This window comes from Chromobacterium sp. IRSSSOUMB001 (genome assembly GCF_023507765.1).
GTDB lineage: Bacteria > Pseudomonadota > Gammaproteobacteria > Burkholderiales > Chromobacteriaceae > Chromobacterium > Chromobacterium haemolyticum.
Genome location: NZ_JALCYU010000006.1, coordinates 167,883 through 190,781 on the forward strand (window position 1 = coordinate 167,883; position 22,899 = coordinate 190,781).

Annotated in this window: 19 protein-coding genes; 12 read left to right on the plus strand and 7 right to left on the minus strand. The window is 62.2% G+C overall.

Features of this window, described 5'->3' with window-relative positions; all coding sequences use genetic code 11:
* Position 1 precedes the first annotated feature (1 nt).
* Both MOV80_RS10120 and MOV80_RS10125 read right to left on the minus strand, forming a co-directional pair.
* Positions 2-1,741: an ABC transporter permease subunit gene (locus MOV80_RS10120; RefSeq protein WP_019101718.1), complete on the minus strand. Its 1,740-nt coding sequence runs from the start codon at positions 1,739-1,741 to the stop codon at positions 2-4.
* Between the two features lie 358 nt (positions 1,742-2,099).
* On the minus strand, positions 2,100-4,139 hold the full coding sequence (locus MOV80_RS10125) for an alkaline phosphatase D family protein (RefSeq protein WP_081574342.1): 2,040 nt from the start codon (positions 4,137-4,139) through the stop codon (positions 2,100-2,102).
* Positions 4,140-4,567: 428 nt separating this feature from the next.
* On the opposite strand from MOV80_RS10125, the gene secA reads away from it, so the two are divergent.
* A complete protein-coding gene (secA, locus tag MOV80_RS10130) occupies positions 4,568-7,279 on the plus strand; it encodes a preprotein translocase subunit SecA (protein WP_043592356.1) in 2,712 nt (903 codons plus the stop codon).
* A 247-nt stretch (positions 7,280-7,526) separates the two neighbouring features.
* The gene (locus tag MOV80_RS10135) at positions 7,527-8,051 is read left to right on the plus strand and encodes a DUF2087 domain-containing protein (RefSeq protein WP_081546888.1); all 525 of its coding nucleotides are present in this window, start codon (positions 7,527-7,529) and stop codon (positions 8,049-8,051) included.
* 45 nt (positions 8,052-8,096) lie between these two features.
* Here MOV80_RS10135 and MOV80_RS10140 read toward each other — a convergent pair whose 3' ends face one another.
* The gene (locus tag MOV80_RS10140; RefSeq protein WP_039756458.1) at positions 8,097-8,573 is read right to left on the minus strand and encodes a TlpA disulfide reductase family protein; all 477 of its coding nucleotides are present in this window, start codon (positions 8,571-8,573) and stop codon (positions 8,097-8,099) included.
* 122 nt (positions 8,574-8,695) lie between these two features.
* Here MOV80_RS10140 and MOV80_RS10145 point away from each other — a divergent pair, with 122 nt between their 5' ends.
* The 7 genes from MOV80_RS10145 to MOV80_RS10175 all read left to right on the plus strand — a co-directional run bounded on the left by MOV80_RS10145 (position 8,696) and on the right by MOV80_RS10175 (position 15,115).
* On the plus strand, positions 8,696-9,640 hold the full coding sequence (locus MOV80_RS10145) for a carbohydrate kinase family protein (protein WP_019103990.1): 945 nt from the start codon (positions 8,696-8,698) through the stop codon (positions 9,638-9,640).
* 139 nt (positions 9,641-9,779) lie between these two features.
* Entirely contained in the window at positions 9,780-11,069 is a 1,290-nt protein-coding gene (gene gshA / locus MOV80_RS10150; protein ID WP_249605088.1) for a glutamate--cysteine ligase, read from the plus strand.
* The gene (locus tag MOV80_RS10155) at positions 11,066-11,683 is read left to right on the plus strand and encodes a hypothetical protein (RefSeq protein ID WP_019103988.1); all 618 of its coding nucleotides are present in this window, start codon (positions 11,066-11,068) and stop codon (positions 11,681-11,683) included. The genes gshA and MOV80_RS10155 overlap by 4 nt, the downstream gene beginning before the upstream one ends.
* A 2-nt stretch (positions 11,684-11,685) precedes the next feature.
* A complete protein-coding gene (gshB, locus tag MOV80_RS10160; protein ID WP_019103987.1) occupies positions 11,686-12,645 on the plus strand; it encodes a glutathione synthase in 960 nt (319 codons plus the stop codon).
* 122 nt (positions 12,646-12,767) lie between these two features.
* Positions 12,768-13,139, plus strand: a complete 372-nt coding sequence (locus MOV80_RS10165; RefSeq protein WP_107732954.1) for a diacylglycerol kinase — start codon at positions 12,768-12,770, stop codon at positions 13,137-13,139.
* A 42-nt stretch (positions 13,140-13,181) separates the two neighbouring features.
* Complete coding sequence (locus MOV80_RS10170) at positions 13,182-13,565, plus strand: DUF1622 domain-containing protein (protein ID WP_019102176.1); 384 nt, start codon at positions 13,182-13,184, stop codon at positions 13,563-13,565.
* A gap of 263 nt (positions 13,566-13,828) precedes the next feature.
* A complete protein-coding gene (locus tag MOV80_RS10175; RefSeq protein ID WP_043592349.1) occupies positions 13,829-15,115 on the plus strand; it encodes a hypothetical protein in 1,287 nt (428 codons plus the stop codon).
* 68 nt (positions 15,116-15,183) lie between these two features.
* Here the strand turns inward: MOV80_RS10175 and topA are convergent, their stop codons facing one another.
* The 4 genes from topA to MOV80_RS10195 all read right to left on the minus strand — a co-directional run bounded on the left by topA (position 15,184) and on the right by MOV80_RS10195 (position 20,352).
* Positions 15,184-17,484 (minus strand): type I DNA topoisomerase, encoded by a 2,301-nt coding sequence (gene topA / locus MOV80_RS10180; protein ID WP_043592348.1) that lies wholly within the window; start codon positions 17,482-17,484, stop codon positions 15,184-15,186.
* 264 nt (positions 17,485-17,748) lie between these two features.
* Positions 17,749-18,207 (minus strand): DUF494 domain-containing protein, encoded by a 459-nt coding sequence (locus tag MOV80_RS10185; protein ID WP_019103374.1) that lies wholly within the window; start codon positions 18,205-18,207, stop codon positions 17,749-17,751.
* A gap of 34 nt (positions 18,208-18,241) precedes the next feature.
* Positions 18,242-19,321: a DNA-processing protein DprA gene (gene dprA / locus MOV80_RS10190; RefSeq protein WP_043592347.1), complete on the minus strand. Its 1,080-nt coding sequence runs from the start codon at positions 19,319-19,321 to the stop codon at positions 18,242-18,244.
* Positions 19,318-20,352: a LysM peptidoglycan-binding domain-containing protein gene (locus tag MOV80_RS10195; RefSeq protein WP_043592346.1), complete on the minus strand. Its 1,035-nt coding sequence runs from the start codon at positions 20,350-20,352 to the stop codon at positions 19,318-19,320. Before MOV80_RS10195 ends, dprA begins: the two co-directional genes overlap by 4 nt.
* A gap of 150 nt (positions 20,353-20,502) precedes the next feature.
* On the opposite strand from MOV80_RS10195, the gene def reads away from it, so the two are divergent.
* The 3 genes from def to htpX are packed head-to-tail and all read left to right on the plus strand — an operon-like array spanning position 20,503 to position 22,856.
* The gene (gene def, locus MOV80_RS10200; protein ID WP_019103371.1) at positions 20,503-21,006 is read left to right on the plus strand and encodes a peptide deformylase; all 504 of its coding nucleotides are present in this window, start codon (positions 20,503-20,505) and stop codon (positions 21,004-21,006) included.
* 37 nt (positions 21,007-21,043) lie between these two features.
* Positions 21,044-21,964 carry a methionyl-tRNA formyltransferase gene (gene fmt / locus MOV80_RS10205; protein WP_019103370.1) on the plus strand — a complete coding sequence of 307 codons (921 nt, stop codon included), beginning with the start codon at positions 21,044-21,046 and terminating at the stop codon, positions 21,962-21,964.
* A gap of 34 nt (positions 21,965-21,998) precedes the next feature.
* Entirely contained in the window at positions 21,999-22,856 is an 858-nt protein-coding gene (gene htpX, locus MOV80_RS10210; protein WP_043635619.1) for a zinc metalloprotease HtpX, read from the plus strand.
* Positions 22,857-22,899 lie beyond the last annotated feature (43 nt).

Below are 22,899 nucleotides of genomic sequence, written 5' to 3' on the forward strand. Positions count from 1 at the left end.
CTTAGTTGAGACGGAGTTTGTTTTCGGCGGCGGCGTACATCGGCCGCCACAGCAGGCGGTTGAACAGAACCACGAAGATGGACATCACGGTGATGCCGAGCAGTATCTTCGGGTAGTCGCCGGCGGCGGTGGTCTGGGCGATGTAGGCGCCCAGGCCGTGGGCGGCCAGCTTGTCGTCGCCCCAGGACACGTATTCGGACACGATGCTGGCGTTCCAGGCCCCCCCCGATGCGGTAATCGCGCCGGTGACGTAGTAGGGGAAGATGCCGGGCAGCATCACTTGCCGCCACCATTGCCAGCCGCGGATGCGGAAATTGGCCGCCGCTTCGCGAAAATCGTTGGGGAAGGCGCTGGCGCCGGCCACCACATTAAACAGGATGTACCACTGGGTGCCGAGCACGATCAGCGGCGACAGCCAGATATCCGGGTTGAGTTTGAAGTGGACGATGAAGACCACGAACACCGGGAACAGCAAATTGGCCGGGAAGGCGGCCAGGAACTGGGCCAGCGGCTGGATCTTTTCCGCCAGCGCCGGGCGCAGGCCGATGTGCACGCCCAGCGGTACCCAGACGATGGAGGCGAGCAGGATCAGCAGTGATACCCGCACCAGGGTGATCAGACCCAGGCCCAGCACGCGCAGCACTTCGGAGACGCCCACCTCGGTGTGGATGAAGGTCACCAGTTTCCAGCTGGTCAGCAGGCCCAGCACCGCCACCAGCAGCCACCAGACCACGTCTATGCCGCGAGACACCGAGGTTTGCGCCTCCGAGTGCAGACCTTGCGGCAGGCGGTAATTGAGGCGTAGCCGGGCGGTTTTGCGCAGTAACTTGCCAAAGGGTTTGAGCAGCAGCTGGATGGCGCGGGTGCGCTGGATCAGCTTGAGCACCCAGGACTCCGGCGCGGATTGGCTGGCGGTGTCTTCCAGGCGGAATTTATCGGCCCAAGCCACCATCGGGCGGAACAGGAACTGGTCGTAGATGACGATGACCACGGTCATGGTCAGAATCACCCAGCCCACGGCGGCCAGATTCTTGTTCTGTATGGCCATGGCCAGGTAGGAGCCGACGCCGGGCAGGGTGACGGTCTTGTCGCCGACGGTGATGGCTTCCGAAGCCACCACGAAGAACCAGCCGCCGGACATGCTCATCATCATGTTCCAGATCATGCCGGGCATGGAGAACGGCACTTCCAGCTTCCAGAACTTTTGCCACGGCGTGAGCCGCAGATTGAGCGAGACTTCTTCCAGATCGCGCGGCACGGTGCGCAGCGATTGGTAGAAGCTGAAGGTCATGTTCCAGGCCTGGCTGGTGAAGATGGCGAAGATGGCGGCGAACTCCGCGCCCAGCACCCGGCCGGGAAACAGCGCCAGGAAGAAGGTGACGGTGAAGGAGATATAGCCCAGCACCGGCACTGATTGAAGGATGTCCAGCATGGGCACCAGCAGCAGGCCGGCTCGGCGGCTCTTGGCCGCCAGCGTGCCGTAGATCAGCGTGAAGACCAGTGCGGCGGCCATGGCGGCCAGCATGCGCAGCGTGGTGCGCAGCGCGTATTCCGGCAGGTTGGCCGGGTCCAGCGTGATGGGCACGGTTTGCAGCGCGGTCAGCGGCGCCCAGGTTTCGCGGATGCCGGTGGTGGCCATCAGCAGGAAACCGAGCAGGAGCGGAAACGCGATCAGATCCCAGCGGTTGGGAATCAACCGTTTGGCCGTGGCGGGCATGAAATGGCGGACAACGGTAGTCATCTGGCCTCTCCGATTTAGCGCCGCCGATGCCGGCGGTTTGTTGTCTGTTTTGTCCGGGCGGAGTTGCGGCGGAAAGCCGGCCCGACGATCTGGCATTGCGGCGCGACGCGCGGCCGGGATCGGCCCGGCTGCCTTCACAGCATAGGTCAGCATCACGGCTGGCGAGGCTGTCGCGAGGGCGGATTGGTGGCAGGGAAATGCGCGTGGCGTAGGCGCTGGATACTAGCAGAGTTGCGTGGATGGGAATGTTACCGGCGTCGCAGATTTGTTGGGGTTTTGTGACGGATTGTACGGTTTGAAACTGAGTGGCGTTTCGCCACCCGCGCCGGGCGTTCCGTGCGGGTGGACGCGCCGATGCTTACAACACGTTGACGGAGGGGCTGCCGACCGCCACCTCCACGGTTTTGACGCTGGCTGTGGCCGGGTTGGGCGCCGAGCCGCCGCTCAGCGTGCCCACTTTGTGGAAGGCGCAGCTGAGTTTGGCCGGCGTCAGCGTCACTAGCGCGTAACCCTGAGCGTCGCTGTCCACGTATTTGAGCCAGCTGTTGAAGTTTTGCAAGGTGCTGGTGAAGGTGTTGACCACCTGGCCGCTGACCGTGGTGTAGATCAGCGGTTTGGCTTTGGAGAAGGCCGGCACGGTGTCCACCACGTTCTTGAAATAACTGAACAGCGAGTTGCTGGAAACGCCGGCGGTGACCAGATCCACCATCACCGGGCTGGGGCTGGCGGCGTCGTAGTCATCCATTACCGGGCCGGCGAAGAAGGCGTGGATGTCGCCGGTGAGCGCCACCACATTGGCGATGCCTTGAGCTTTCAGATAGGTCATCAGCGCTTTGCGCTCGGCATTGTAGCCGTCCCACTGGTCGGCGTTGAGGATGAATTTGTCGAAGAACATCGACGGGGGCAGGCTGGCGTCCAGGCCGGGCTTGATGGCGGTGTTGAACATGCCAGCGGAGATCGCGCCGCCGCTGAGGGTGCTCAACAGCGGCTGGGTGTTGGTATAACTGACGACGGGTGTGGAGCCGCTGGTGTTGGCGGCGGCCAGGTCCAGATAGAGCGCGCCTTGCAACTGGGCGATCTGCGGCTGGGTCAGCGTCAGGCCCAGGCCGGCCAGTTGCGGCGCCAGGCCCTGGGTCAGCAGCGAGGCCACCGCGATGGTGCCGTCGAAACCCATGCGCAGCAGCGAGACCTCATTGCCCCAAAGCTTCCACGTGGTGGAGGCGGACTTCATCTGGTTCTGCCACCAGGCGCGCTGGGTTTCACCCAGGATGGAGACATTGAGCAGATTGCCGCCAGTGGAGGCCATCTTGCTGGCCTCCACCTGGGCCAGGGTGTTTTTCTGCACGAAGTAGCGGCTGCCTATCTCGCTGCCGGCCTGGGTTTCCGGAATGATGTGGTCGCTGCGGTACAAGCGCTCGTCGGTCATCACCAAGGTGGCGAGGTCGCCGAACGTAAAGCTGCGGTAGATCTGGATGTTTTGGAACGAGGGGTTGTTCAGGTCCAACTGCACGTCGGCCGGCATATTCTCGAACCAGGCCTGGCTGGCGCTGCGGCGGCGCGCGGTTTGCGGCGAACTATCGTCGGTGGCGGTGTACTCCTGGCGGTCTTGCCAGCAGTCGTCGGAAAACTCGTGGTCGTCCCAGATCGCAATCATCGGGAAGCTGGCGTGCAGTTTCTGCAAGCGGGCGTCGTTGCGGTAGGACTTGTACAGCGAGCGGTAGTCCGCCAGCGTGGTGGCGTAGCGGGCGCCGTCGGCGCGCTGGGTACCGTTGGGCAGGCTCAGCGCCGGATGGCGGGTTTCGTTGCCGCCGCTCTGGAAGCCGGCGCCGACAGTTTCGTAGATGTAGTCGCCCAGATGGACGATGAAGTCCAGGTCCTGATTAGCGAGCTCGTCAAAAGCGCCCCAGTGGTTGACGCTCCAGTCCTGACAGGAAATGAAGGCGAATTTGAGCTGCGACAGCGGCGCGCCGGCGGCCGGCGCGGTCTTGGTGCGGCCGGTCATGCTGACCGCCTGGCCGGTGAGGAAGCGATAGTAGTAGGTGGCGGCGCTGTTAAGGCCGGTGACTTTGTGGCGGATTGTGTAGTCCCAGTCCGGCTGGGCGCTGAGTGCCACGTTCACCAGCAGGGCGGAGAAATCCGCGCGGTCGGACAACTGCAATGTGACCTTGACGTTTTGGAGGCCGTCGCCGCCGTCTGCCCGGGTCCACAGAACGATGCTGTCCGGTTTGGGGTCGCCGGAGGCTACGCCCTGGCCAAAGCCGCTGCCGTTGATGCCTAGCGCCGAGCCGGCGCCGCCTGGCAGGCTGCCGGCGCCTCCGCCGCCGCACGCGGTCAAGCCGCCGGCGGCGACGGAAGCGGTCAAGAAGCCGCTCCACTTCAGAAACTGTCTGCGGTCCATCGATGTCTCCCCTCTATTGTCTATGCGTGCTTGTGCTTGAATCGGGCCGTGGACGGCCCTTGTTGGAAAGGCGCTATTGTTGGAGGGGATTATTAAAGTGGCATGACAGCCAGTGTCAATTTAATTGAGTGTTTGCTCGAATTCGCTCGGAAAACGTGGATTAAAACCAACACTTGTTTGAGTTGGGGCGGGTTCCGCCCGCAAGCGCGGCGCCATGGCCGAGCGCTTGCGGACGAGGCCTCGCCGCGACGGGCGGTTTTCACGCTGCGGTGGGGCGGATACGAAAATAAAGACCGCGCGCAGGCGCTTGCCCCCTTGATACAGCGCAAGCGCGCCCCCATAAAATAAGGCGGCTAATGTGCTACACTTTCAAGCATTTTTGCGGACACCTTACCTAAACAGCCCGCTGGTCTCTGGAATTCGATTACATGATTTCTTCTTTGCTTAAAAAAGTATTCGGCAGCCGCAATGACCGGCTTCTGAAGCAATTCCACCAGACGGTGGTGCGCGTCAACGCTCTGGAAGAGGGCTTGAAAGCGTTGTCCGATGAGGCGTTGGCGGCCAAAACCGATGAGTTCAAGCAGCGCCTGGCCAAAGGCGAGACGGTGGACGACTTGTTGCCGGAAGCCTTTGCGGTGTGCCGCGAGGCCTCGCGTCGCGTGCTGGGCATGCGCCACTTCGACGTGCAGCTGATCGGCGGCATGGTGCTGCACTACGGCAAGATCGCCGAGATGCGCACCGGCGAGGGCAAGACTCTGGTGGCCACGCTGCCGTCCTACCTGAACGCGCTGACCGGCGACGGCGTGCACGTCGTCACCGTCAACGACTACCTGGCCAGCCGCGACGCCGGCATCATGGCCAAGTTGTACAACTTCCTGGGCCTCTCCGTCGGCGTCAACCTGTCCCAGATGCCGCACGACGAGAAGCAGCAAGCCTACGCTTGCGACATCACTTACGGCACCAACAACGAATTCGGCTTTGACTATCTGCGCGACAATATGGTGTTCAGCGTGGAAGAGAAGGTGCAGCGCAAGCTGGCCTACGCGGTGATCGACGAGGTGGACTCCATCCTGATCGACGAAGCGCGCACCCCGCTGATCATCTCCGGCCCGGCAGACGACAATATCGACATGTACCAGCGCATGAACGCGGTGCCGCCGATGCTGAAGCGTCAGGAAACCGAAGAGGGCGAGGGCGATTACTGGGTGGACGAAAAGGCCAACTCGGTGATGATGTCCGAAGCCGGTCACGAGCACAGCGAAGAAATCCTGACCCGCTTGGGCCTGCTGAAGGAAGGCGACAGCCTCTATTCCGCCACCAACATCACGCTGATGCACCATCTGATGGCCGCCCTGCGCGCCCATTCGCTGTTCCACAAGGACCAGCACTACGTGGTGCAGGACGGCGAAGTGGTGATCGTGGACGAATTCACCGGCCGCCTGATGTCCGGCCGCCGCTGGTCCGAAGGCCTGCACCAGGCGGTGGAAGCCAAGGAAGGCGTGGAGATCAACCGCGAAAACCAGACGCTGGCTTCGATCACCTTCCAGAACTACTTCCGCTTGTACGGCAAGCTGGCCGGCATGACCGGTACCGCCGACACCGAAGCTTACGAATTCCAGAGCATTTACGGCCTGGAAACCGTGGTGATCCCGACCAACCGGCCGATGATACGCAAGGACGCGCAGGACAAGGTCTACCGTTCCGCCAAGGAAAAGTACGACGCCATCCTGGCAGACATCAAAGACTGCCACGAGCGCGGCCAGCCGGTGTTGGTGGGCACCACCAGCATCGAAAACTCCGAGCTGATCGCTGATCTGCTGCAAAAAGCCAAGCTGCCGCACAATGTGCTGAACGCCAAGGAACACGCGCGCGAAGCCGACATCGTGGTGCAGGCCGGCCGCCCCGGCGTGATCACCGTGGCTACCAATATGGCCGGCCGCGGCACCGACATCGTGCTGGGCGGCAATCCGGAGCCGGAGATCAAGGGCATCGAGTCCGACGACAGCCTGTCCGCAGAGGAAAAGCGCGCGCGCATCGACAAGATCCGCGCCGATTGGAAAGTGGTCCATGATCAGGTGTTGGCCGCCGGCGGCCTGCACATCGTGGGCACCGAGCGCCATGAGTCGCGCCGCATCGACAATCAGCTGCGCGGCCGTTCCGGCCGTCAGGGCGACCCGGGCTCTTCCCGTTTCTACCTGTGCCTGGAAGACCCGCTGCTGCGTATCTTCGCTTCCGACCGCGTCGCCGCGATCATGGACCGCCTGAAAATGCCGGAAGGCGAGGCGATCGAGCACCCCTGGGTGTCCCGCTCCATCGAGAACGCCCAGCGCAAGGTGGAAGGCCGCAACTTCGACATCCGCAAGCAATTGCTGGAGTACGACGACGTCGCCAACGACCAGCGCAAAGTGATCTACCAGCAGCGCAATGAAATCCTGGTGGAAAGCGATGTGTCCGACGTGGTGGTCAATATGCGCGAAGGCGTGTTGTCCGACCTGGTGGACCAACACCTGCCGCCGGAATCCATGGAAGAGCAATGGGACCTGACCGGCCTGGAAAAAACGCTGGAAGCCGAATTCCTGCTGCCGATCAAGGTCAGCGAGTGGCTGAAGGCCGAGCCGGCGCTGGACATCGAAAGCATCCGCGAACGCATCATCGAGCAAGCCGCCGAGACCTATCAGGCCAAGGTGGAACTGGCCGGCGACGGCGTGATGCGCCAGTTCGAGCGTAGCCTGGTGCTGCAGATGCTGGACAATCACTGGCGCGAACACTTGGCGGCGATGGATCATCTGCGCCAGGGCATTCATCTGCGCGGTTACGCGCAGAAGAACCCGAAGCAGGAATACAAGCGCGAAGCCTTCGAACTGTTCGCCGACATGCTGGAGCGCATCAAGCGCAGCGTGGTCAATGTGCTGATGACGGTGCAAATCCGCAGCCAGGAAGACGTGGACGCGGTGGAGCCGCACCAGGTGGGCGAGTATGAAATGCAGCACGCCGCGCCGGGTTCTGCCCTGGGCGATGACGAAGAGAATCCGCTGTCTCCGGACGCGCTGGCCGCGCAGGGCCTGCGCATTGGCCGCAACGACGCCTGCCCTTGCGGCAGCGGCAAGAAGTACAAGCAGTGCCACGGCCGTTTGGAGTGATCCAGTAGCAAGAGCGTATAAAGCCGACGCGAGGGCGTCGGCTTTTTTCATGTTCATGCGCTTTGCAAGCCGACGGCGCGGTGTTAGCATCGTCGCGGGTCAACAGTTCACCCAGGCGTCGCCGGTGCCCTCACCACGCTAAACCTGTCTTGGCTAGACTCATCTCGCTTGGCTCGAACCCGTGCCAGGCCGTAAAGGCGACCGCGGCAGTCCATTCCGACCTTGGCACGACGACAGGATTCGAACCATGTCTCGTACGCTTTATCCCTTTTATTGCAGTGATATCTCCGCGCTGGCGCGTTCGCTCAAGCAGCAATGGGCGCAGGAAAGCGCTCCGCCCAGCCATGTGCACATTCTCAATATGCTGGCGCGTTCCGCCGGGTTTCAGAACTTCCAGCACTGGCGCGCGGAATGCGAACGTCCGGCTCCGCCAGCAGCTTTGTCCGCGGAGACGACGCGGCTGTTGCGTCATTACGACGCCGAGGGGCGCTTGACGCGCTGGCCGAAGAAGTTCAGCGAGCAGCGTCTCTGCCTATGGGCGTTGTGGGCCGGTTTGCCGCAGGGCGGACAATGGTCCGAGCCGGAGGTAAACGCCTTGATCCGCGCGGGCGAAGTCTTTGGCGATCATGTGCTGTTGCGGCGCGAGCTGGTGGAGCAGGGCTTGCTGGGACGCACGCCGGATTGCCGGCGCTATTGGCGCGTGGAGCGGCAATTGACGGCGGAAGCGGGGGAGCTGGCAGCGGAAGTGAGCCGGCGTAGAGCCGGCCGTTGAGGCGTGATTGGCGGCGGTTGACGCCAGAGGCCGCCGCCGGCTGATTTACAACTGGGTTTTGATCGCCGCTTCCAGTTTTTTCTCGTCCAGCAAGCCGGTGAGCTTGGCGGCGATCTTGCCCTTGCGGTCCAGGATCAGGGTGTAGGGCAGGCCGCCGGTGGCGTTGCCCAGGCTGCGCATCAGGTTCAGGGTGTCGCTGTCGCCCAGCAGGATTGGGTAGCCTATCTTCAACTGGTTGACGAAGGCGCTGACTTCTTCTTTGTTGTCCAGCGCCACGCCCACCACTTCCACGCCTTTGGGCGCCAGTTTGGCGCGCAGGCGGTTCAGCATCGGCATTTCTTCGCGGCAAGGCCCGCACCAAGTGGCCCAGAAGTTCAGCACCGTGACCTTGCCCTTATAGGAGGCGATGGTGGCGTTGCCGCCTTGTAGCTTGGTGAAGTTGGTTTGTTCCAGCGTGGGCGCGGCCATGGCGGATAGCGGCAGCAGCGCGATCAGCGCGGGGGCGAGCAGTCGTTTCAGCATTGTGTTGAGCTTCCGGTAGGTGTTTGAAGTGTATTGGATATCCGACAAGGTCAAAGTTCTCGATGTGAACCAAACAAATGTTTCATGTTAAAATGGTCGATTGACCTTTTTGCGGAGTGGGCATGTCTATCCTCGTCTGCGGGGCCCTCGCATACGATACCCTGTTCTCGTTTCATGGCCGTTTTGATAGCCAGATCCTGCCGGATCAGCTGCACAAAATTTCCACGACTTTCCTGGCCCCGACCATGCGCCGCGAATTTGGCGGCATGGCCGGCAATATCGCTTACAGCCTGTGTCTGTTGGGCGAAACCCCCATCGTCATGGGCGTGGTGGGTGAGGATTTCGAGCCGTATCGCCAACATCTGAAACGCGCTGGCGTGGACGACCGCTTCATTCGCTTGATCCGCAAGCAGTATACCTCGCAGTGCTTCGGCATCGCCGACAAGGATGGCAATCAGTTGATGGCCTTCCATCCCGGCGCCATGGATTTTGCCATCGAAAACCACGTATCGGATATCCCGGACCCGATCGAGCTGGCGATTCTGTCGCCTGGAGGCTATCGCGCCTTCCTGCAGCATTCCAAGGAGCTGGCCGCGGCCGGCATTCCCTTCATCTTCGATCCGGGTCAGGAGCTGCCGCTGCTGTCGCGCGACGAGATCCACGAGATTGTAGAGCTGGCCAGCTATGTGGCCATCAACGATTACGAGAGCGAACTGATGCGCGAACGCGCCGGATTGTCGGTGGAGGATCTGCGCAAGAAGGTAGACGCGTTGATTGTCACCCGCGGCTCCAAGGGCGCTGAAATCTACGTCGGCGACACTGTGCACCTGATCCCGCGCGTGCAGATGCCGATCAAGCCGGTGGATCCGATGGGCTGCGGCGACGCCTTCCGCGCCGGCCTGCTCTACGGCATCAGCCGAGGCCTGGACTGGAAGATTACCGGCCGGCTGGCCAATGTGATCGGCGCGATCAAGGTCACCACTCCGGGTTGTCAGAATCACTTCTTCGACTGGGAGTCGCTGAAGGACTTGTATCAGCAGGCTTACGGCGAACCCTGGCCATTGTGACGAGGCGGCCGGTGGGCCAAACCGACAAGGACGCGCAAGCGTCCTTTGCTTTTTGACGGTCCCAACACAACAAGTCTTGAATTCATCCCGCGCCACCCCCACCATTAGCGAATTCAATTCGAAAACCCAAGGGGATTCCATGCCGCCCGTTCCGCATCTGGCAACCGCACTGACCGGCCCGCTTTACGAGCTGGAAAGCCGCATCCTGACTGCCCAGCCTCAGATCGAACACTGGTTCCGCAGTCAATGGCATAACCACGCGGCGCCGTTCTATGGCTCGGTGGACCTGCGCAACAGCGGTTTCAAGCTGGCGCCGGTGGACATGAACCTGTTTCCCGGCGGCCACAATAACTTGAACCGCGATTTTCTGCCGCTGGCGGTGCACGCCGCGCAAAGCGCGGTGGAAAAAGTGTGTCCGGAAGCGCGCAGCGTGCTGCTGATCCCGGAAAACCACACCCGCAACACCTTCTATCTGCAGAACATCGCCGCGCTGGTGCATATTTTCGAACAGGCCGGCCTCAAGGTGCGCCTGGGTTCGCTGAACCCGGAAATCACCGAACCGACCGAGCTGCAGTCAGCCAACGGGGACACCGTGCGGCTGGAGCCCACCGAACGCCGTGGCAACCGCCTGGTGCTGGCGGACGGCTTCAACCCCTGCGTGGTTTTGCTCAACAACGACTTGTCCGGCGGCATCCCCGACCTGCTCAAGGGCCTGGAGCAGAACCTGCTGCCGCCGCTGCACGCCGGCTGGGCGGTGCGCCGCAAGAGCAATCACTTCGCCGCCTACGACAAGGTGTGCGAGGACTTCGCCCGCTTGATCTCCATCGACCCCTGGACCATCAACCCGTATTTCGCCAGCTGTAGCGGCCTGGACTTCCACGCCCGCACCGGCGAAGAGCAATTGGCGGACGAGGTGTCGCGGATGCTGGACAAGATCCGCGTCAAATACCGCGAGTACGGCATAGACAACGATCCCTTCGTCATCGTCAAGGCCGACGCCGGTACCTACGGCATGGGCGTGATGAGCGTGAAGAGCCCGGACGAAGTGCTGGGCCTGAACCGCAAGGCGCGCAACAAGATGTCGGTGGTCAAGGAGGGCCTGGAGGTGTCCGAGGTCATCGTGCAAGAGGGTGTGTACACCTTCGAGACGGTGGAGGACGCGGTGGCTGAGCCGGTGGTCTACATGATGGACCGCTATGTGACCGGCGGCTTCTACCGTGTGCACACCGGCCGCGGCATCGACGAAAACCTGAACGCGCCCGGCATGCATTTCGTGCCGCTGTCGTTCGAAACCGCCTGCCTGCCGGACAAGCAGGGCACGCCGGACTGCGCGCCCAACCGTTTCTACTCCTACGGCGTGATTTCGCGGCTGGCGCTGCTGGCTGCCTCGCTGGAGCTGGAAGCCACCGATCCGGACGCCGAGGAATGAAAGCCTGGCTGAGCATGGCGCTGCTGGCGGCTACGGCCCCCGCGCTCGCCGACGAAGCCTTGACGCCGCAGGCGCTGGAGGAACTGGTGCAGTGCGCATCCTTCGAGCGCTACCAGGCGCTGCAACCGGCCTTGCTGGACGTGGTGTTCGACAAGGGGCCGGACTGGATACGCAAGAACGAGCGGGCCAGCACCCTGGGGGTTTACGCCTACGATCTGAAGCGGCCGATCCGGGTGTTCGGCGCGGAGACGACGCGGCTGGCGCTGCACAAGGAGTACGTGTCGGTGCCGCTGCCGTCTGGCTGGACGATGGCCGAGGCCGCGTCGCGGTTGCGGCTCAAGCGGGCGCCGATCAAGGCGGCGGAGCAGCATTACCGCTTTGTCGGTAATGACGGCCCGATGTTGTCCGCCTACGAGATGCCGGCCAATCCTCTGGCGGCGCTGCTGGGCGCGCCGCAGGGCGAGCCGCTGCGCTATCTGGGCTGTTCCTATAATGGGGCCAGCGAAGAAACCTTTCTTTCCGTTGCCGCCCAGGCCGACGAGATGATGCAAAAAGCGCGCGGCGACATGGAGCGCATGTTGCGCGACGTCGCCAAGCCTAGCGAGGACCAATAAACATGCGCATCCTGTTCATTGCCGATCCCCTGGATCACTTCAAGCTTTACAAGGACACCACCTTTGCGATGATGCAGGAGGCCGCCGCGCGCGGCCACGCCTTGAGCTTCGCTCAGGCTCATCAACTGTCGGTGGAGGGCGGGCGCGTGTTGGTGGACGCGCGCGATCTAAGCCTGACTGGCCAGTACGAGGGCGAGCACCCGGCCTGGTTCAAGCTGGGCGAGGTGCATCGCCAGCCTTTGCAGTCTTTCAGCGCAACCGTGATGCGCAAGGATCCGCCGTTCGACATGGAATACCTGTACGCCTCGCAGCTGTTCACGCTGGCGGAGGCGCAGGGGGCCAAGGTGTTCACCAGCGGTCAGGCCCTGCGCGATTTCAACGAGAAGCTGGCTATCTTGCAGTTTCCGGAGTTGACCGCGCCCACGCTGATCACCGGCGAATCGCATCGCTTGCGCGCCTTCGTCAATCAGCATCAGGACGTGATCCTGAAGCCGCTGGACAGCATGGGCGGGGACAGCATCTTCCGGGTGCGTCCGGACGACGCCAACCTGTCGGTGATTATCGAAACCATCACTCTGCGCGGCAAGCGAACGGTGATGGCGCAGCGCTACATTCCGGAAATCCGCGACGGCGACAAACGCATTCTGGTGATAGACGGGGTGGCGGTGGACTGGTGCCTGGCGCGCATTCCGGCGGCGGGCGAGACGCGCGGCAATCTGGCCGCAGGCGGTCGCGGCGAGGCGCGGCCGCTGACCGAGCGCGATCGCGAAATCGCCGAGACGGTGGGGCCGGAGTTGAAGAAGCGCGGCATCCTGCTGGCGGGCCTGGACGTGATCGGCAATTATCTGACCGAGGTTAACGTTACCAGCCCGACCTGCTTCCGCGAAATCATGGACCAGACCGAGATCAACGTCGCCGGTCTATACATCGACGCGCTGGAGCGGCGCTGCCAGCCGCACTGACGCCGCTGTTTCTCCATTTCGTCACGGCCGGCCGCGTTGCCGGCCGTTTTGTTTTTTATTGGCGTCATCTTGGGCTGGCATGCTGAGGCGCCGGCCGCCGCGCCAATCTTACGGACTCCCCCATGAAAGAAAGTCCATTCAAAGGCAAAACCGGGATTACCCGCCTGATCAACGCTTTCGGCTATTCGCTGGACGGCCTCAAGGCGGCATTCCGGCATGAGGACGCCTTCCGCCAACTGGTGTTGCTGGCGGCGGTGCTGATCCCGCTGGCCTTCGTCATCCACGCTCAGCCGCTGGAGCGTGCCTTGCTGGTGGCCAGCTCGCTGGCGACCCTGATCATCGAATTGCTGAATTCCGCGATCGAGGCGGCGGTGGACCATACCTCGCTGGAGAGACACCCGCTAGCCAAGCGCGCCAAGGACATGGGCAGCGCCGCCCAGTTGCTGGGCCTGATCAATCTGACCGCGGTGTGGTGTCTGGTGTTGTTTGGCTGAAGCGGGTAAGGTGACGGCTGCCTGAAACAAGAGGAAGCCGTCATGATGATGTCGCCAGTAGAGTCCGGAGTCGAGGAGTGGGTGTTGAACATCGTGCTCTGGCTCAAGCTGGGCGTGGAGGCGCTGGGCGCGCTGGTGATAGGCGTAGGCATCCTGGCCCTGGGCGTTCGCTATGTTCGCCGCTGCCTCAGCGCCAACCATGACGATTACAACCAGGTGCGGCTTAGCTTCGCCCGCTTCCTGGCGCTGGCGCTGGAGTTGCAACTGGCGGCGGATATTCTGTCTACAGCGGTGGCGCCCAGTTGGGACCAGATCGGCAAGCTGGGTGCTATCGCGGTGCTGCGCACCGCGCTCAATTACTTTCTGGGCAGGGAAATTCGCGAAGCCGAGGCTGCGCGTCAGACTAGTGATCTCCCTATCCACTGAGTCAATCCCGGTTTGGTGGCGTCTGCTGCGTGCCTGGCGCTTCTGCGTTTCCCTAATGTCTTTCCTGATCGTTCGGTCAGTTTGATCTAAGCGCAGTCAATTCTTGCTGGTGATATGTGGCGTAAGGTATATGCTTATGCCATACAAAAGCGAGGTCAAGGATGCCGCGGCTGGCTGGCGTGGTGAATCTACTTTGCCCGCGTGCCATGCCTGTTATCGGGTGAGTGTTTTCTCTTAAATCCGTGTGAATAGGAGTTTAACTCATGAACGATAAAGTAAACGAGGCAATAGTTTCTCCCCCCAATATCGGTGATATCGACGGGCTGTGGCAGGCGGCAATCAACTATCGCTTGAATGGCGTCAATGATGTTCAGGCGATGGATCATATCTATGATGCGCTGCCGGCAAGCCTAGGATTTCAGGATATGGCAAACGTCTTCAGCGGTGTTTACTGTGATGCTTACTGGGAAACCGACCGCGAGAAACCGGCCATCCTTGCTCAGCATATGACCCAGGCTTTGTCTATTGCCCTGACTTCGTCCACCCAGTACGCCAATAAGGCGATGCAACAGTGGCGAGGTGTTTTATGCCGTAAGAACTTTGGCGATAACGGGGTGATCCCAACCATAGGGGCTTATACCGACTCCCCTGATATTATTTGTAATCAGGACGTGGAGCTACCGCCGGCCAAGTTGATTGATAATTGGAATACTGAATTCTGGAAAGTGCCCAAGGTTGGGAAGAACTATATCTACACGCGGTGCCAGAATAAGTCATTCTTCGGCAAGATCAATGACTCCAAGGTGAGGATGTACTACGCCAATGGCGGCTTCAACCAGCCGCCGTCGTCTTGGATACAGTGTTTGACCGTGAGCGGCAAAAACAAGGATGGCAAGGTGTTGAACCGGGATGGTCGGAATGCGATTCTGACTGTGGGCGAGCGCGGCGCCTCTGAAGCCTTCATGCTGGATTTGAAGTCTACGCAGCATATTTGCCTGATTGCTACCGTCAGCTACCCCTTTTTCACTGAAAATAATCCCTTGCAATTTTCTGAGGGCAACTGGAATTCCGTGCAATGGATTCTTTATAACGGCGCCGGGGCATGGCGTAATGTGACACCTGTATCCAAGAGCGGGGGGGAGGAATCCCTGACGTTCCATAACCAGGATTCCACGCCTGAGCAGTTCAGCTTCAGCATGAGGTGTCGCCGGGTGCCGGAAGGCTCCACCTTGCGGATGTATTCCGACGATCCTGTGGCTTCTTTTGACACCCGACGAGTGAAAGTGCTGAGAAGCAGCCAGGAGCTCAATATTGCGGTTCAGTTGCCGCCGCACTACGCCGGTCATATCAAGGTGCAGTTGGAGGGGCCGGATGGCAAGCCATTGCCCAGCAGCGCTGCGGTGCAGATTTGCATGCATTGGTGCGTGCCGCATTCGAGTCCCCATTATCTGCGGGCGGCAGCGATGTTGGGGGCCTTGGAGGCGGTGCCGACCTTGCAGAGCCTGCAGTTGCCGGTGGGCTACTTCACGTTTGTCGGCGCAGGAGACTAGACTCGCGCAATAAACAACAGCCCTGCACGGAAAACCGTGCAGGGCTGTTGTCGCAAGCGCGGGCCGTGTTAGCCCGGTTCGGCTTCCTTGCCTTCCGGCGGCGCGATCACCTCGCTATAGCCGCATTCCTTCTGCGGGCAGACTTTTTCAGTGCCGCGGCGCTTGGTGGTCTTGATGGTCAGGATGGGCCAATTGCATTTCGGGCAGGGCTCGGCCACCGGCGGGTTCCAGGTGGCGTATTTGCACTTGGGATAGGTATTGCAGCTGTAGAAGAGCTTGCCGTAGCGGCTCTTGCGTTCGATCAGCTGGCCAGCCTTGCATTCCGGGCACTCCACGCCGGTTTCGCGAGGCTTTTCCAGCGGTTCGATGTGCTTGCACTTCGGATAGTTGGCGCAGCCGATGAACTTGCCGTAGCGGCCCTTCTTGATGTGCAGTTCGCCGCCGCATTCCGGGCAGCTGCGGCCCTCGATCACCGTCGGCGCTTCCGCTTCCTCCGCAGCCTGCTCGGCGGTTTCACCCATATTGCGGGTGTAATCGCAGTCCGGATAGCCGGTGCAGGCGATGAAGCGGCCGCGTTTGCCGAACTTGATGGACAGCGGCTTGCTGCATTTTGGACAGGCTTCGTCCAGGCTCTCGGTAGTGACTTCGGCGCGGGAAATGCTTTCCTTCTCGGCGATCTGCTTGGAGAAGTTTTTCCAGAAGCTGTCCATCACCGGGACCCACTCGCGTTGGCCATTGGCCACTTCATCCAGCTGGTTTTCCAGCTTGGCGGTGAAGTTGTAGTCCACGTATTGCGCGAAGTGTTCGGTCAGGAATTTATTGACGATGTCGCCGGTATCGGTGGGCTGGAAGCGCTTCTTGTCCAGCACCACGTATTCGCGGTCTTTCAGCGTCGAGATGATGCTGGCGTAGGTGGACGGACGGCCGATGCCGAATTCTTCCAAAGCCTTCACCAGCGAGGCTTCCGAGTAACGCGGCGGCGGCTGGGTGAAGTGCTGGGTGCCGTAGAGCTTGTCCACCGGCAGGGTCTCGCCCTCTTCCAGCAGCGGCAGCTTGGCGTTGTCCTCGTCCTCGGCGTCGTCGACGTCTTCTTCATACACGGCGAGGAAGCCGGCGAAGGTCTGCACCTGGCCGGTGGCGCGGAACACGCCTTCGCCGACGGCGATGTCGATGCTGGTGGTGTCGAACTTGGCCGGGGCCATCTGGCAGGCCAGCGTCCGCTTCCAGACCATGTCGTAGAGCTTGAACTGGTCCGAGGTCAGGAAGGGCTTGACCATGTCAGGGGTGCGCAGAATGGACGTGGGGCGGATCGCCTCGTGCGCCTCCTGGGCGTTCTTGGACTTGTTCTTGTAGGCCACAGGGTTCTTCGGCAGATAATCTCCGTCGAATTTAAGGCCGATATAGCCGCGGATTTCCTCCACCGCCTCGTTCGCCAGCGCCACCGAGTCGGTACGCATATAGGTGATCAGGCCGACGGTGCCCTGGCCGATATCAATGCCCTCGTACAGCTGTTGCGCGGTGCGCATGGTGCGGTCGGTGGTCATCCCCAGCTTGCGCACGGCTTCCTGTTGCAGCGTGGAGGTGGTGAACGGCGCGGCCGGGCTGCGCGATTTCTTTTTCTTCTCGATGCTGCTGACCACCGCCGGGTGGCCTTCCAGCCTCGTCAGGATGCTGGCCTGTTCGGCTTCATTGGGGATGTCGAACTGTTCCAGCTTCTTGCCGGCCATCGTGGTCAGCTTGGCGCCGAACTTGGTGCGGCCCTTGTGGCTGTCCAGATGCACCGACCAGTATTCCTGCTCGACGAAGGCGCGGATCTCGTTCTCGCGCTCGCAGATCAGCCGCAAAGCCGGGCTCTGCACCCGGCCGGCGGACAGGCCGCGGCGGATTTTCTTCCACAGCAGCGGCGACAGGTTGAAGCCCACCAGATAGTCAAGCGCGCGGCGGGTCTGCTGCGCGTCCACCAGGTTTTGCGCGATCTCGCGCGGGTTCTGGATCGCTTCCAGCACCGCGTTCTTGGTGATTTCGTGGAACACCACGCGCTGAGCGGTCTTGTTTTTCAGCAGCTTCTTGCCGTTGAGGATCTGCACCAGATGCCAGGAAATGGCCTCGCCTTCGCGGTCCGGGTCAGTTGCCAGGTAGATGTGCTGGGCGTCGCCCACCGCTTTGACGATGGCGTCGACGTGCTTGCTGTTGCGCGCGATCAGCTGGTATTTCATGGCGAACCCTTTTTCAGGGTCCACTGCGCCATTCTTGGGCACCAGATCGCGGACATGGCCGTAGGAGGCCAGGACTTCAAAGTCCGAGCCTAAATATTTCTTTAGCGTTTTCGCCTTGGAGGGCGATTCGACGATCAAGAGACTGGTGGGCATATTATCTTTTCGTATGTGCAATCGCCGGCGTGCCGGCCGGTCCGTCCAGACCGGGCGCTTCTGCGGAGCGGCAGAAGGGCGCCTGGCCCGTGCGTGGGCTGCTGCGTTCCCGTCGACAAGGGGATGAGGGCTTCATCCTAAAATTTCGCGCCGACAGAAAATATATTCGTCAAATAAAACAAGAGCGCAAGAGCGCTCTTGGATTGGACGCCGGCAGCGGCGTCCAAGGGCGGCATGTTAAGCCCGCTCCATGAGGCTGACAAGTCATTGCATGGTGGGTTCGCCATGCACGGCATCCAACAACGCCTCGCCCAGCAGAATGGGCAGTTCCGCTTGTTGCGCCCACAACACCATCAAGGCCACCAGCTTGGCGCTGCCGACGTTGATGTCGTCGCTGTGCAGTTCCATCAGGCGGTCGATGACCATTTCGCGCTGCGCGGGCGTCAAGGCGCCGTGGTCCTCCAGAAACTGAAGCAGGCCGCGCACGTCGGCGGGTAGGTGCTCCAGTTCGTCTTCGGCGTAAACACGCATGCCGCTGGCTTCGTTGGCGCCGACGTAGACGCTGTCGTCCAGGCCGCTGATGCCGTCCAGCCAATCCAGCGCGTCGTTGATCTCCTCGTCCTCGAAACCGGCGGCCTCCAATTGGCGCATCAGCACGCCGCGGTCGCCGAAAGCGTCCGGATCGCGGAATTGTTCAAACAGGAAGGCGAGTACGTCAAACATCAATCTATCTTCTTAAAGTGCGGGTTAGCGCGGTTCAGCCCAGGTTCAGGCGCTGAAAAAGCCCGCCGGGATGGCTGGCCACCAGGCCGGCCAGCTCAAGTTCGAGCAGCATCGCGTAAAGCTCCCCCACAGTCAACCCGAGCGTGGTCGAAAGCGCATCCATACTGATGGGGTCAAATCCCATGGCTTCAAGCAGCGGCGATTCCGCGGTGGGGGCCGCCGGTTTGGCGCGGGGGCGTTTGCGTTGCAGCCTGCCGACTTCGTCCAGCACGTCGTCCACGGTTTCCACCAGCTTGGCGCCGTCCTTGATCAGCCGGTGACAGCCGCGAGACTGGGGGTTGTGGATGGAGCCGGGGATGGCCATCACTTCGCGATTGTTCTCCATCGCCAGCCGCGCGGTGATCAGCGAGCCGGATCCGGTGTTGGCCTCCGCCACCAGGCAGCCGCGGCTGAGGCCGGCGATGATGCGGTTGCGACGCGGAAAATGAGCGGCCAGCGGTCCCATGCCCAGCGCGAACTCGGACAGAATCAGGCCTTCCTCCGCGATGCGGTGCGCCAACTGGCGGTTGCTGGCCGGATAGACTCGGTCTATGCCGGTGCCGACCACCGCGACGGTGGAGGACGCTTGTCCGAGCGCGCCGTGATGAGCCGCGGCGTCTATGCCGCTGGCCAGGCCGCTGACGATGCAATAGCCGTGTTCGGCCAAGTCGCGGGAGAAGTTCTCCGCGTTCTGCTTGCCCTGAGGCGTGGCGGCGCGGCTGCCCACGATGGCGAGCATGGGTTCGGCCAGTAGTTCGCGCCTCCCGCGGGCAAACAGCAGCGGCGGCGGCGCGTTGGATTCGGCCAGTTGCGGCGGGTAGTCGTCGTCCAGCAGCGACACCAGCTGGCAGCCTGGCGTCTGCGCCCACTCTAGCGCCGCTTCGGCGGAGGCGGCGGCCTCGCGACGCTGCAGGGCTTCGGCCGCTTCTTTGCCGATCAAGGGCTCCGTTTGGCGGCTGTTGGCGTTTAGAGCGGCGTCCGCGCCGCCGAAGGCGTCGATCAACCGGAGAAAGCCGGCCGGGCCGATGCCGGGCGTCAGCGCCAGCAGCAGCCAGTCGTGCGGCGGAGCCTTCATTCCTGCTCGGGGCTGGCCACGCTGTCGCCCACGTAGATCGGCCCGCGGCTGTCCAGCACCAGCGCGTAGGAGACTTTGTCGAACACGCGGTAGACGAAGGCGTTGCCGGCGCGTTCCGCCGGCAGCGTCACCGTGCGCTTGCCTTGTTCGTCCTTGATTTCCAGCGGGCGTCCTTTTTTGAACAGGCCGAACACATGGCCGTTTTCGACGCCCTGCGACTGGCCCAGATTGAGTACAATAGTAGAGTATTGGGCCGCGCCGTCCACGCCGTTGTAGACCGAGACCACCTTGCCGCTCAGATGGGCGTCGGCCGGGTGCGGCGCGTAGTTGTTGAAGTTTTGCAGCGGCGCGCGCATCAGGTGGTCGCCCACCAGGATTTCCTCGCTGACGCTCCGGACTTTCAGAGTCTGGACTTCGCCCTGAGGCTTGTCCGCGGTCAGATCGCCGCTGTAAGTCGCCTCCACGCCCAGCACCTTCTTGGTGTCCGGGTCCAGCAGCGGCTTGCCCAGCCGGTAAGCCTGCCAGGTGCCGGCCTCGTTGACGCCGGTGGCGTAGACGCGGTCTCCGGTGGCGACGGTGAGATGCTCCTCCGGCCCGGCGATCAGCTTGGGCGACTGCAGGAACTGCGCCATGTCCACCACCAGCGGCCGTTTGAGGAAGGGCTCGATCGCCGAGGCGGGAATGCTGGCCACCGCCTGGTCCAGCATCTCGACGCGGGCTTGCGGCGACAGCTTGACTTCGCGCTGAGCGCCGCGCGCCAGCGATAGCCGCGGCTGGCCGTCCACGTAGTCCAGCGCCAATACGTCGCCCGGGTAGATCCAGTGCGGATTCTTGATTTCGCCCTGGTTCATCCGCCACAGGCGGGGCCACTTCCAGGGGCTATTCAGGTAGCGCCCGGAAATGCTCCACAGCGTGTCGCCGCGCTTCACGGTGTAGCGGCTGGGCGCATCCGCTTTCAGTTGCAGGTCTGCAGCGAAACCGGGCATGGCGAACCCGAGGGCCAAGGCGAAGGATATAATGCTTTTACGCATGGGAAATGCCCCAATATGAAGGTGGACGGACACCTGCGGGGGGTGGCCCGCATGCAACGAATCGCGTTTCGAACATGTCTATTATCGGCGTGCCGATTGCGATACGACAACTTGATGAGTGATTGAAACGATGGGGAGTCATTAAATCCGATGGCATTGTTGAATATTTTGCATTACCCGGATGAACGGCTGCACACCGTGGCCAAGCCGGTGGAGGTCTTCGACGAGGCCTTGCAGACGCAGATCGACAATATGTTCGAGACCATGTACGAAGCCAAAGGCATCGGCTTGGCCGCGACTCAGGTCGATTTTCACCGCCGCTTGGTGGTGATGGATATTTCCGAGGAAAGAAATGAACGCCGCGTGTTCATCAACCCGGAAATCCTGAGCAAGGACGGCGAGACGGTGTATGAAGAGGGCTGTTTGTCCGTGCCCGGCATTTACGACAAAGTGACCCGCGCCGAGCACGTCAAGGTGCGCGCGCTGGACCGCAACGGCAAACCGTTCGAACTGGAAGCCGACGGCCTGCTGGCGATTTGCATCCAGCACGAGATCGATCATCTGGACGGCAAGGTGTTTGTCGAATACCTGTCGCAGATGAAGCAGACCCGTATCAAGAGCAAGCTGAAAAAGCGTGAAAAACAGAATATGTGACGGCGGTGCCGTGGGCGCCCTGTCCGGAATGGTTTGAATGAAATTGATCTTTGCCGGTACGCCGGAGTTTGCCGCCGCCGCGCTGCGCGAGTTGATCGCCGCCGGCCATGAAATCGCCCTGGTGCTGACCCAGCCGGACCGCCCGGCCGGCCGCGGCATGAAATTGAAGCCCAGCCCGGTCAAGGAAGTCGCGCTGGAGCACGGTCTGCGCGTGGAGCAGCCGGCGTCCTTGCGCAATGACGAAGCGCAGCAGATGCTGCGCGACATCGGCGCCGAACTGATGGTGGTGGCCGCTTACGGGTTGATCCTGCCGCAGGCGGTGTTGGACATTCCCGCGCGCGGCTGTTTGAACATCCACGCCTCGCTGCTGCCCCGCTGGCGCGGCGCGGCGCCCATCCAGCGCGCCATCTTGGCGGGCGACGCCGAAACCGGCATCACCATCATGCAAATGGACGTGGGTCTGGACACCGGCGACATGCTGTCCATCCATCCGGTGGCCATCGCCGCCGACGAGACCGCCGCCACGCTGCACGATAAGCTGGCTGCGGAGGGCGCGCGCGCCATCGTGTCCACGCTGGCCGGATTGGAGACGATTCAGCCGGTCAAGCAGCCTGAAGCGGGCGTCACTTACGCGCAGAAGCTGAGCAAAGCAGAGGCTCTGGTGGACTGGAATCTGCCGGCGGAAGATGTCGCTCGGGCCATCCGCGCCTACAATCCTGCCCCCGGCGCGCATACGCTGCTGGCCGGCGAGGCGCTGAAACTGTGGATGGCAGTCGCGGAAGCCGGCCAAGCCGAGCCCGGCCTGGTCATCGCCGCGGATGCGGACGGCGTATTGGTGGGCTGCGGTTCCGGCCTGGCGCGGCTGACGGTGTTGCAGGCGGCTGGCGGCAAGCGCTTGGCCGCGCGTGACTTCGTTGCGGGCAGAAGCCAACTGACGGGCACGCGTTTGGGTGTGTGATCGGATCGACTGAAGCGAGATGAAAGGGTAGGGGATGACGGACAACTGGTTCAAGACCACCTTGCTGATGGCGGCGATTCTGGCCTTGTTCGCCGTGATCGGCGGCATGATAGGCGGCAAGAGCGGCATGATTCTGGCGCTGTTGTTCGGCGGGGCTATGAATGTGTTCGCCTGGTGGAATTCCGACCAGATGGTGCTGCGCATGTACAACGCGCAGGAGGTGGACGCCCAGAGCGCGCCGGAATTCTACGGCATGGTGGCGGAACTGGCGCAGCGCGCCGGCCTGCCTATGCCGCGCGTCTATGTGATCCATGAAGAGCAGCCCAACGCCTTCGCCACCGGCCGCAGTCCGGAGCACGCGGCGGTGGCCGCCACCAGCGGCATCATGCGCATGCTGGACTATCGCGAGCTGCGCGGGGTGATGGCGCACGAGTTGGCCCACGTCCAGCACCGCGACACCTTGATCTCCACTATTTCCGCCACCATGGCCGGCGCGATTTCCGCGTTGGCCAACTTCGCCATGTTCTTTGGCGGCCGCGATGAGAACGGTCAGCCAGTGGGTTTGTTGCCGCGTTTGGCCATCGCCCTGTTGGCGCCGTTGGCCGCCAGCCTGATACAGATGGCGATTTCCCGCGCGCGCGAATTTGAAGCCGACCGCGGCGGCGCCGAGATTTCAGGCGACCCGCTGGCTTTGGCTTCCGCCTTGCAGAAAATCGAATACTACGCCCAGGGCATCGTGATGCCCACCGCCGAGGCGCATCCGGAAACGGCGCAGATGATGATCATCAACCCGCTGTCCGGCGGCGGCGGAATGGGCGATCTGTTCCGCACCCATCCGCAAACCGCGGACCGCATAGAACGGCTGCAAGCGATGGCGCGCGGCGTATATTAATTGACGAGCGTCGGGCGGCCGCCGCGCCGTCTGGATCGCGCAA

Bases quoted from the DNA above. Each gene is read 5' to 3' on its own strand.
- MOV80_RS10185 (WP_019103374.1), bottom strand. From the start codon at position 18,207: ATGTTTGACGTACTCGCCTTCCTGTTTGAACAATTCCGCGATCCGGAC.
- topA (WP_043592348.1), bottom strand. From the start codon at position 17,484: ATGCCCACCAGTCTCTTGATCGTCGAATCGCCCTCCAAGGCGAAAACG.
- MOV80_RS10170 (WP_019102176.1), top strand. From the start codon at position 13,182: ATGATGATGTCGCCAGTAGAGTCCGGAGTCGAGGAGTGGGTGTTGAAC.
- MOV80_RS10145 (WP_019103990.1), top strand. From the start codon at position 8,696: ATGTCTATCCTCGTCTGCGGGGCCCTCGCATACGATACCCTGTTCTCG.
- MOV80_RS10195 (WP_043592346.1), bottom strand. From the start codon at position 20,352: ATGCGTAAAAGCATTATATCCTTCGCCTTGGCCCTCGGGTTCGCCATG.
- MOV80_RS10125 (WP_081574342.1), bottom strand. From the start codon at position 4,139: ATGGACCGCAGACAGTTTCTGAAGTGGAGCGGCTTCTTGACCGCTTCC.
- MOV80_RS10165 (WP_107732954.1), top strand. From the start codon at position 12,768: ATGAAAGAAAGTCCATTCAAAGGCAAAACCGGGATTACCCGCCTGATC.
- def (WP_019103371.1), top strand. From the start codon at position 20,503: ATGGCATTGTTGAATATTTTGCATTACCCGGATGAACGGCTGCACACC.
- MOV80_RS10135 (WP_081546888.1), top strand. From the start codon at position 7,527: ATGTCTCGTACGCTTTATCCCTTTTATTGCAGTGATATCTCCGCGCTG.
- htpX (WP_043635619.1), top strand. From the start codon at position 21,999: ATGACGGACAACTGGTTCAAGACCACCTTGCTGATGGCGGCGATTCTG.
- MOV80_RS10155 (WP_019103988.1), top strand. From the start codon at position 11,066: ATGAAAGCCTGGCTGAGCATGGCGCTGCTGGCGGCTACGGCCCCCGCG.
- dprA (WP_043592347.1), bottom strand. From the start codon at position 19,321: ATGAAGGCTCCGCCGCACGACTGGCTGCTGCTGGCGCTGACGCCCGGC.
- gshA (WP_249605088.1), top strand. From the start codon at position 9,780: ATGCCGCCCGTTCCGCATCTGGCAACCGCACTGACCGGCCCGCTTTAC.
- gshB (WP_019103987.1), top strand. From the start codon at position 11,686: ATGCGCATCCTGTTCATTGCCGATCCCCTGGATCACTTCAAGCTTTAC.
- secA (WP_043592356.1), top strand. From the start codon at position 4,568: ATGATTTCTTCTTTGCTTAAAAAAGTATTCGGCAGCCGCAATGACCGG.
- fmt (WP_019103370.1), top strand. From the start codon at position 21,044: ATGAAATTGATCTTTGCCGGTACGCCGGAGTTTGCCGCCGCCGCGCTG.
- MOV80_RS10175 (WP_043592349.1), top strand. From the start codon at position 13,829: ATGAACGATAAAGTAAACGAGGCAATAGTTTCTCCCCCCAATATCGGT.
- MOV80_RS10140 (WP_039756458.1), bottom strand. From the start codon at position 8,573: ATGCTGAAACGACTGCTCGCCCCCGCGCTGATCGCGCTGCTGCCGCTA.
- MOV80_RS10120 (WP_019101718.1), bottom strand. From the start codon at position 1,741: ATGACTACCGTTGTCCGCCATTTCATGCCCGCCACGGCCAAACGGTTG.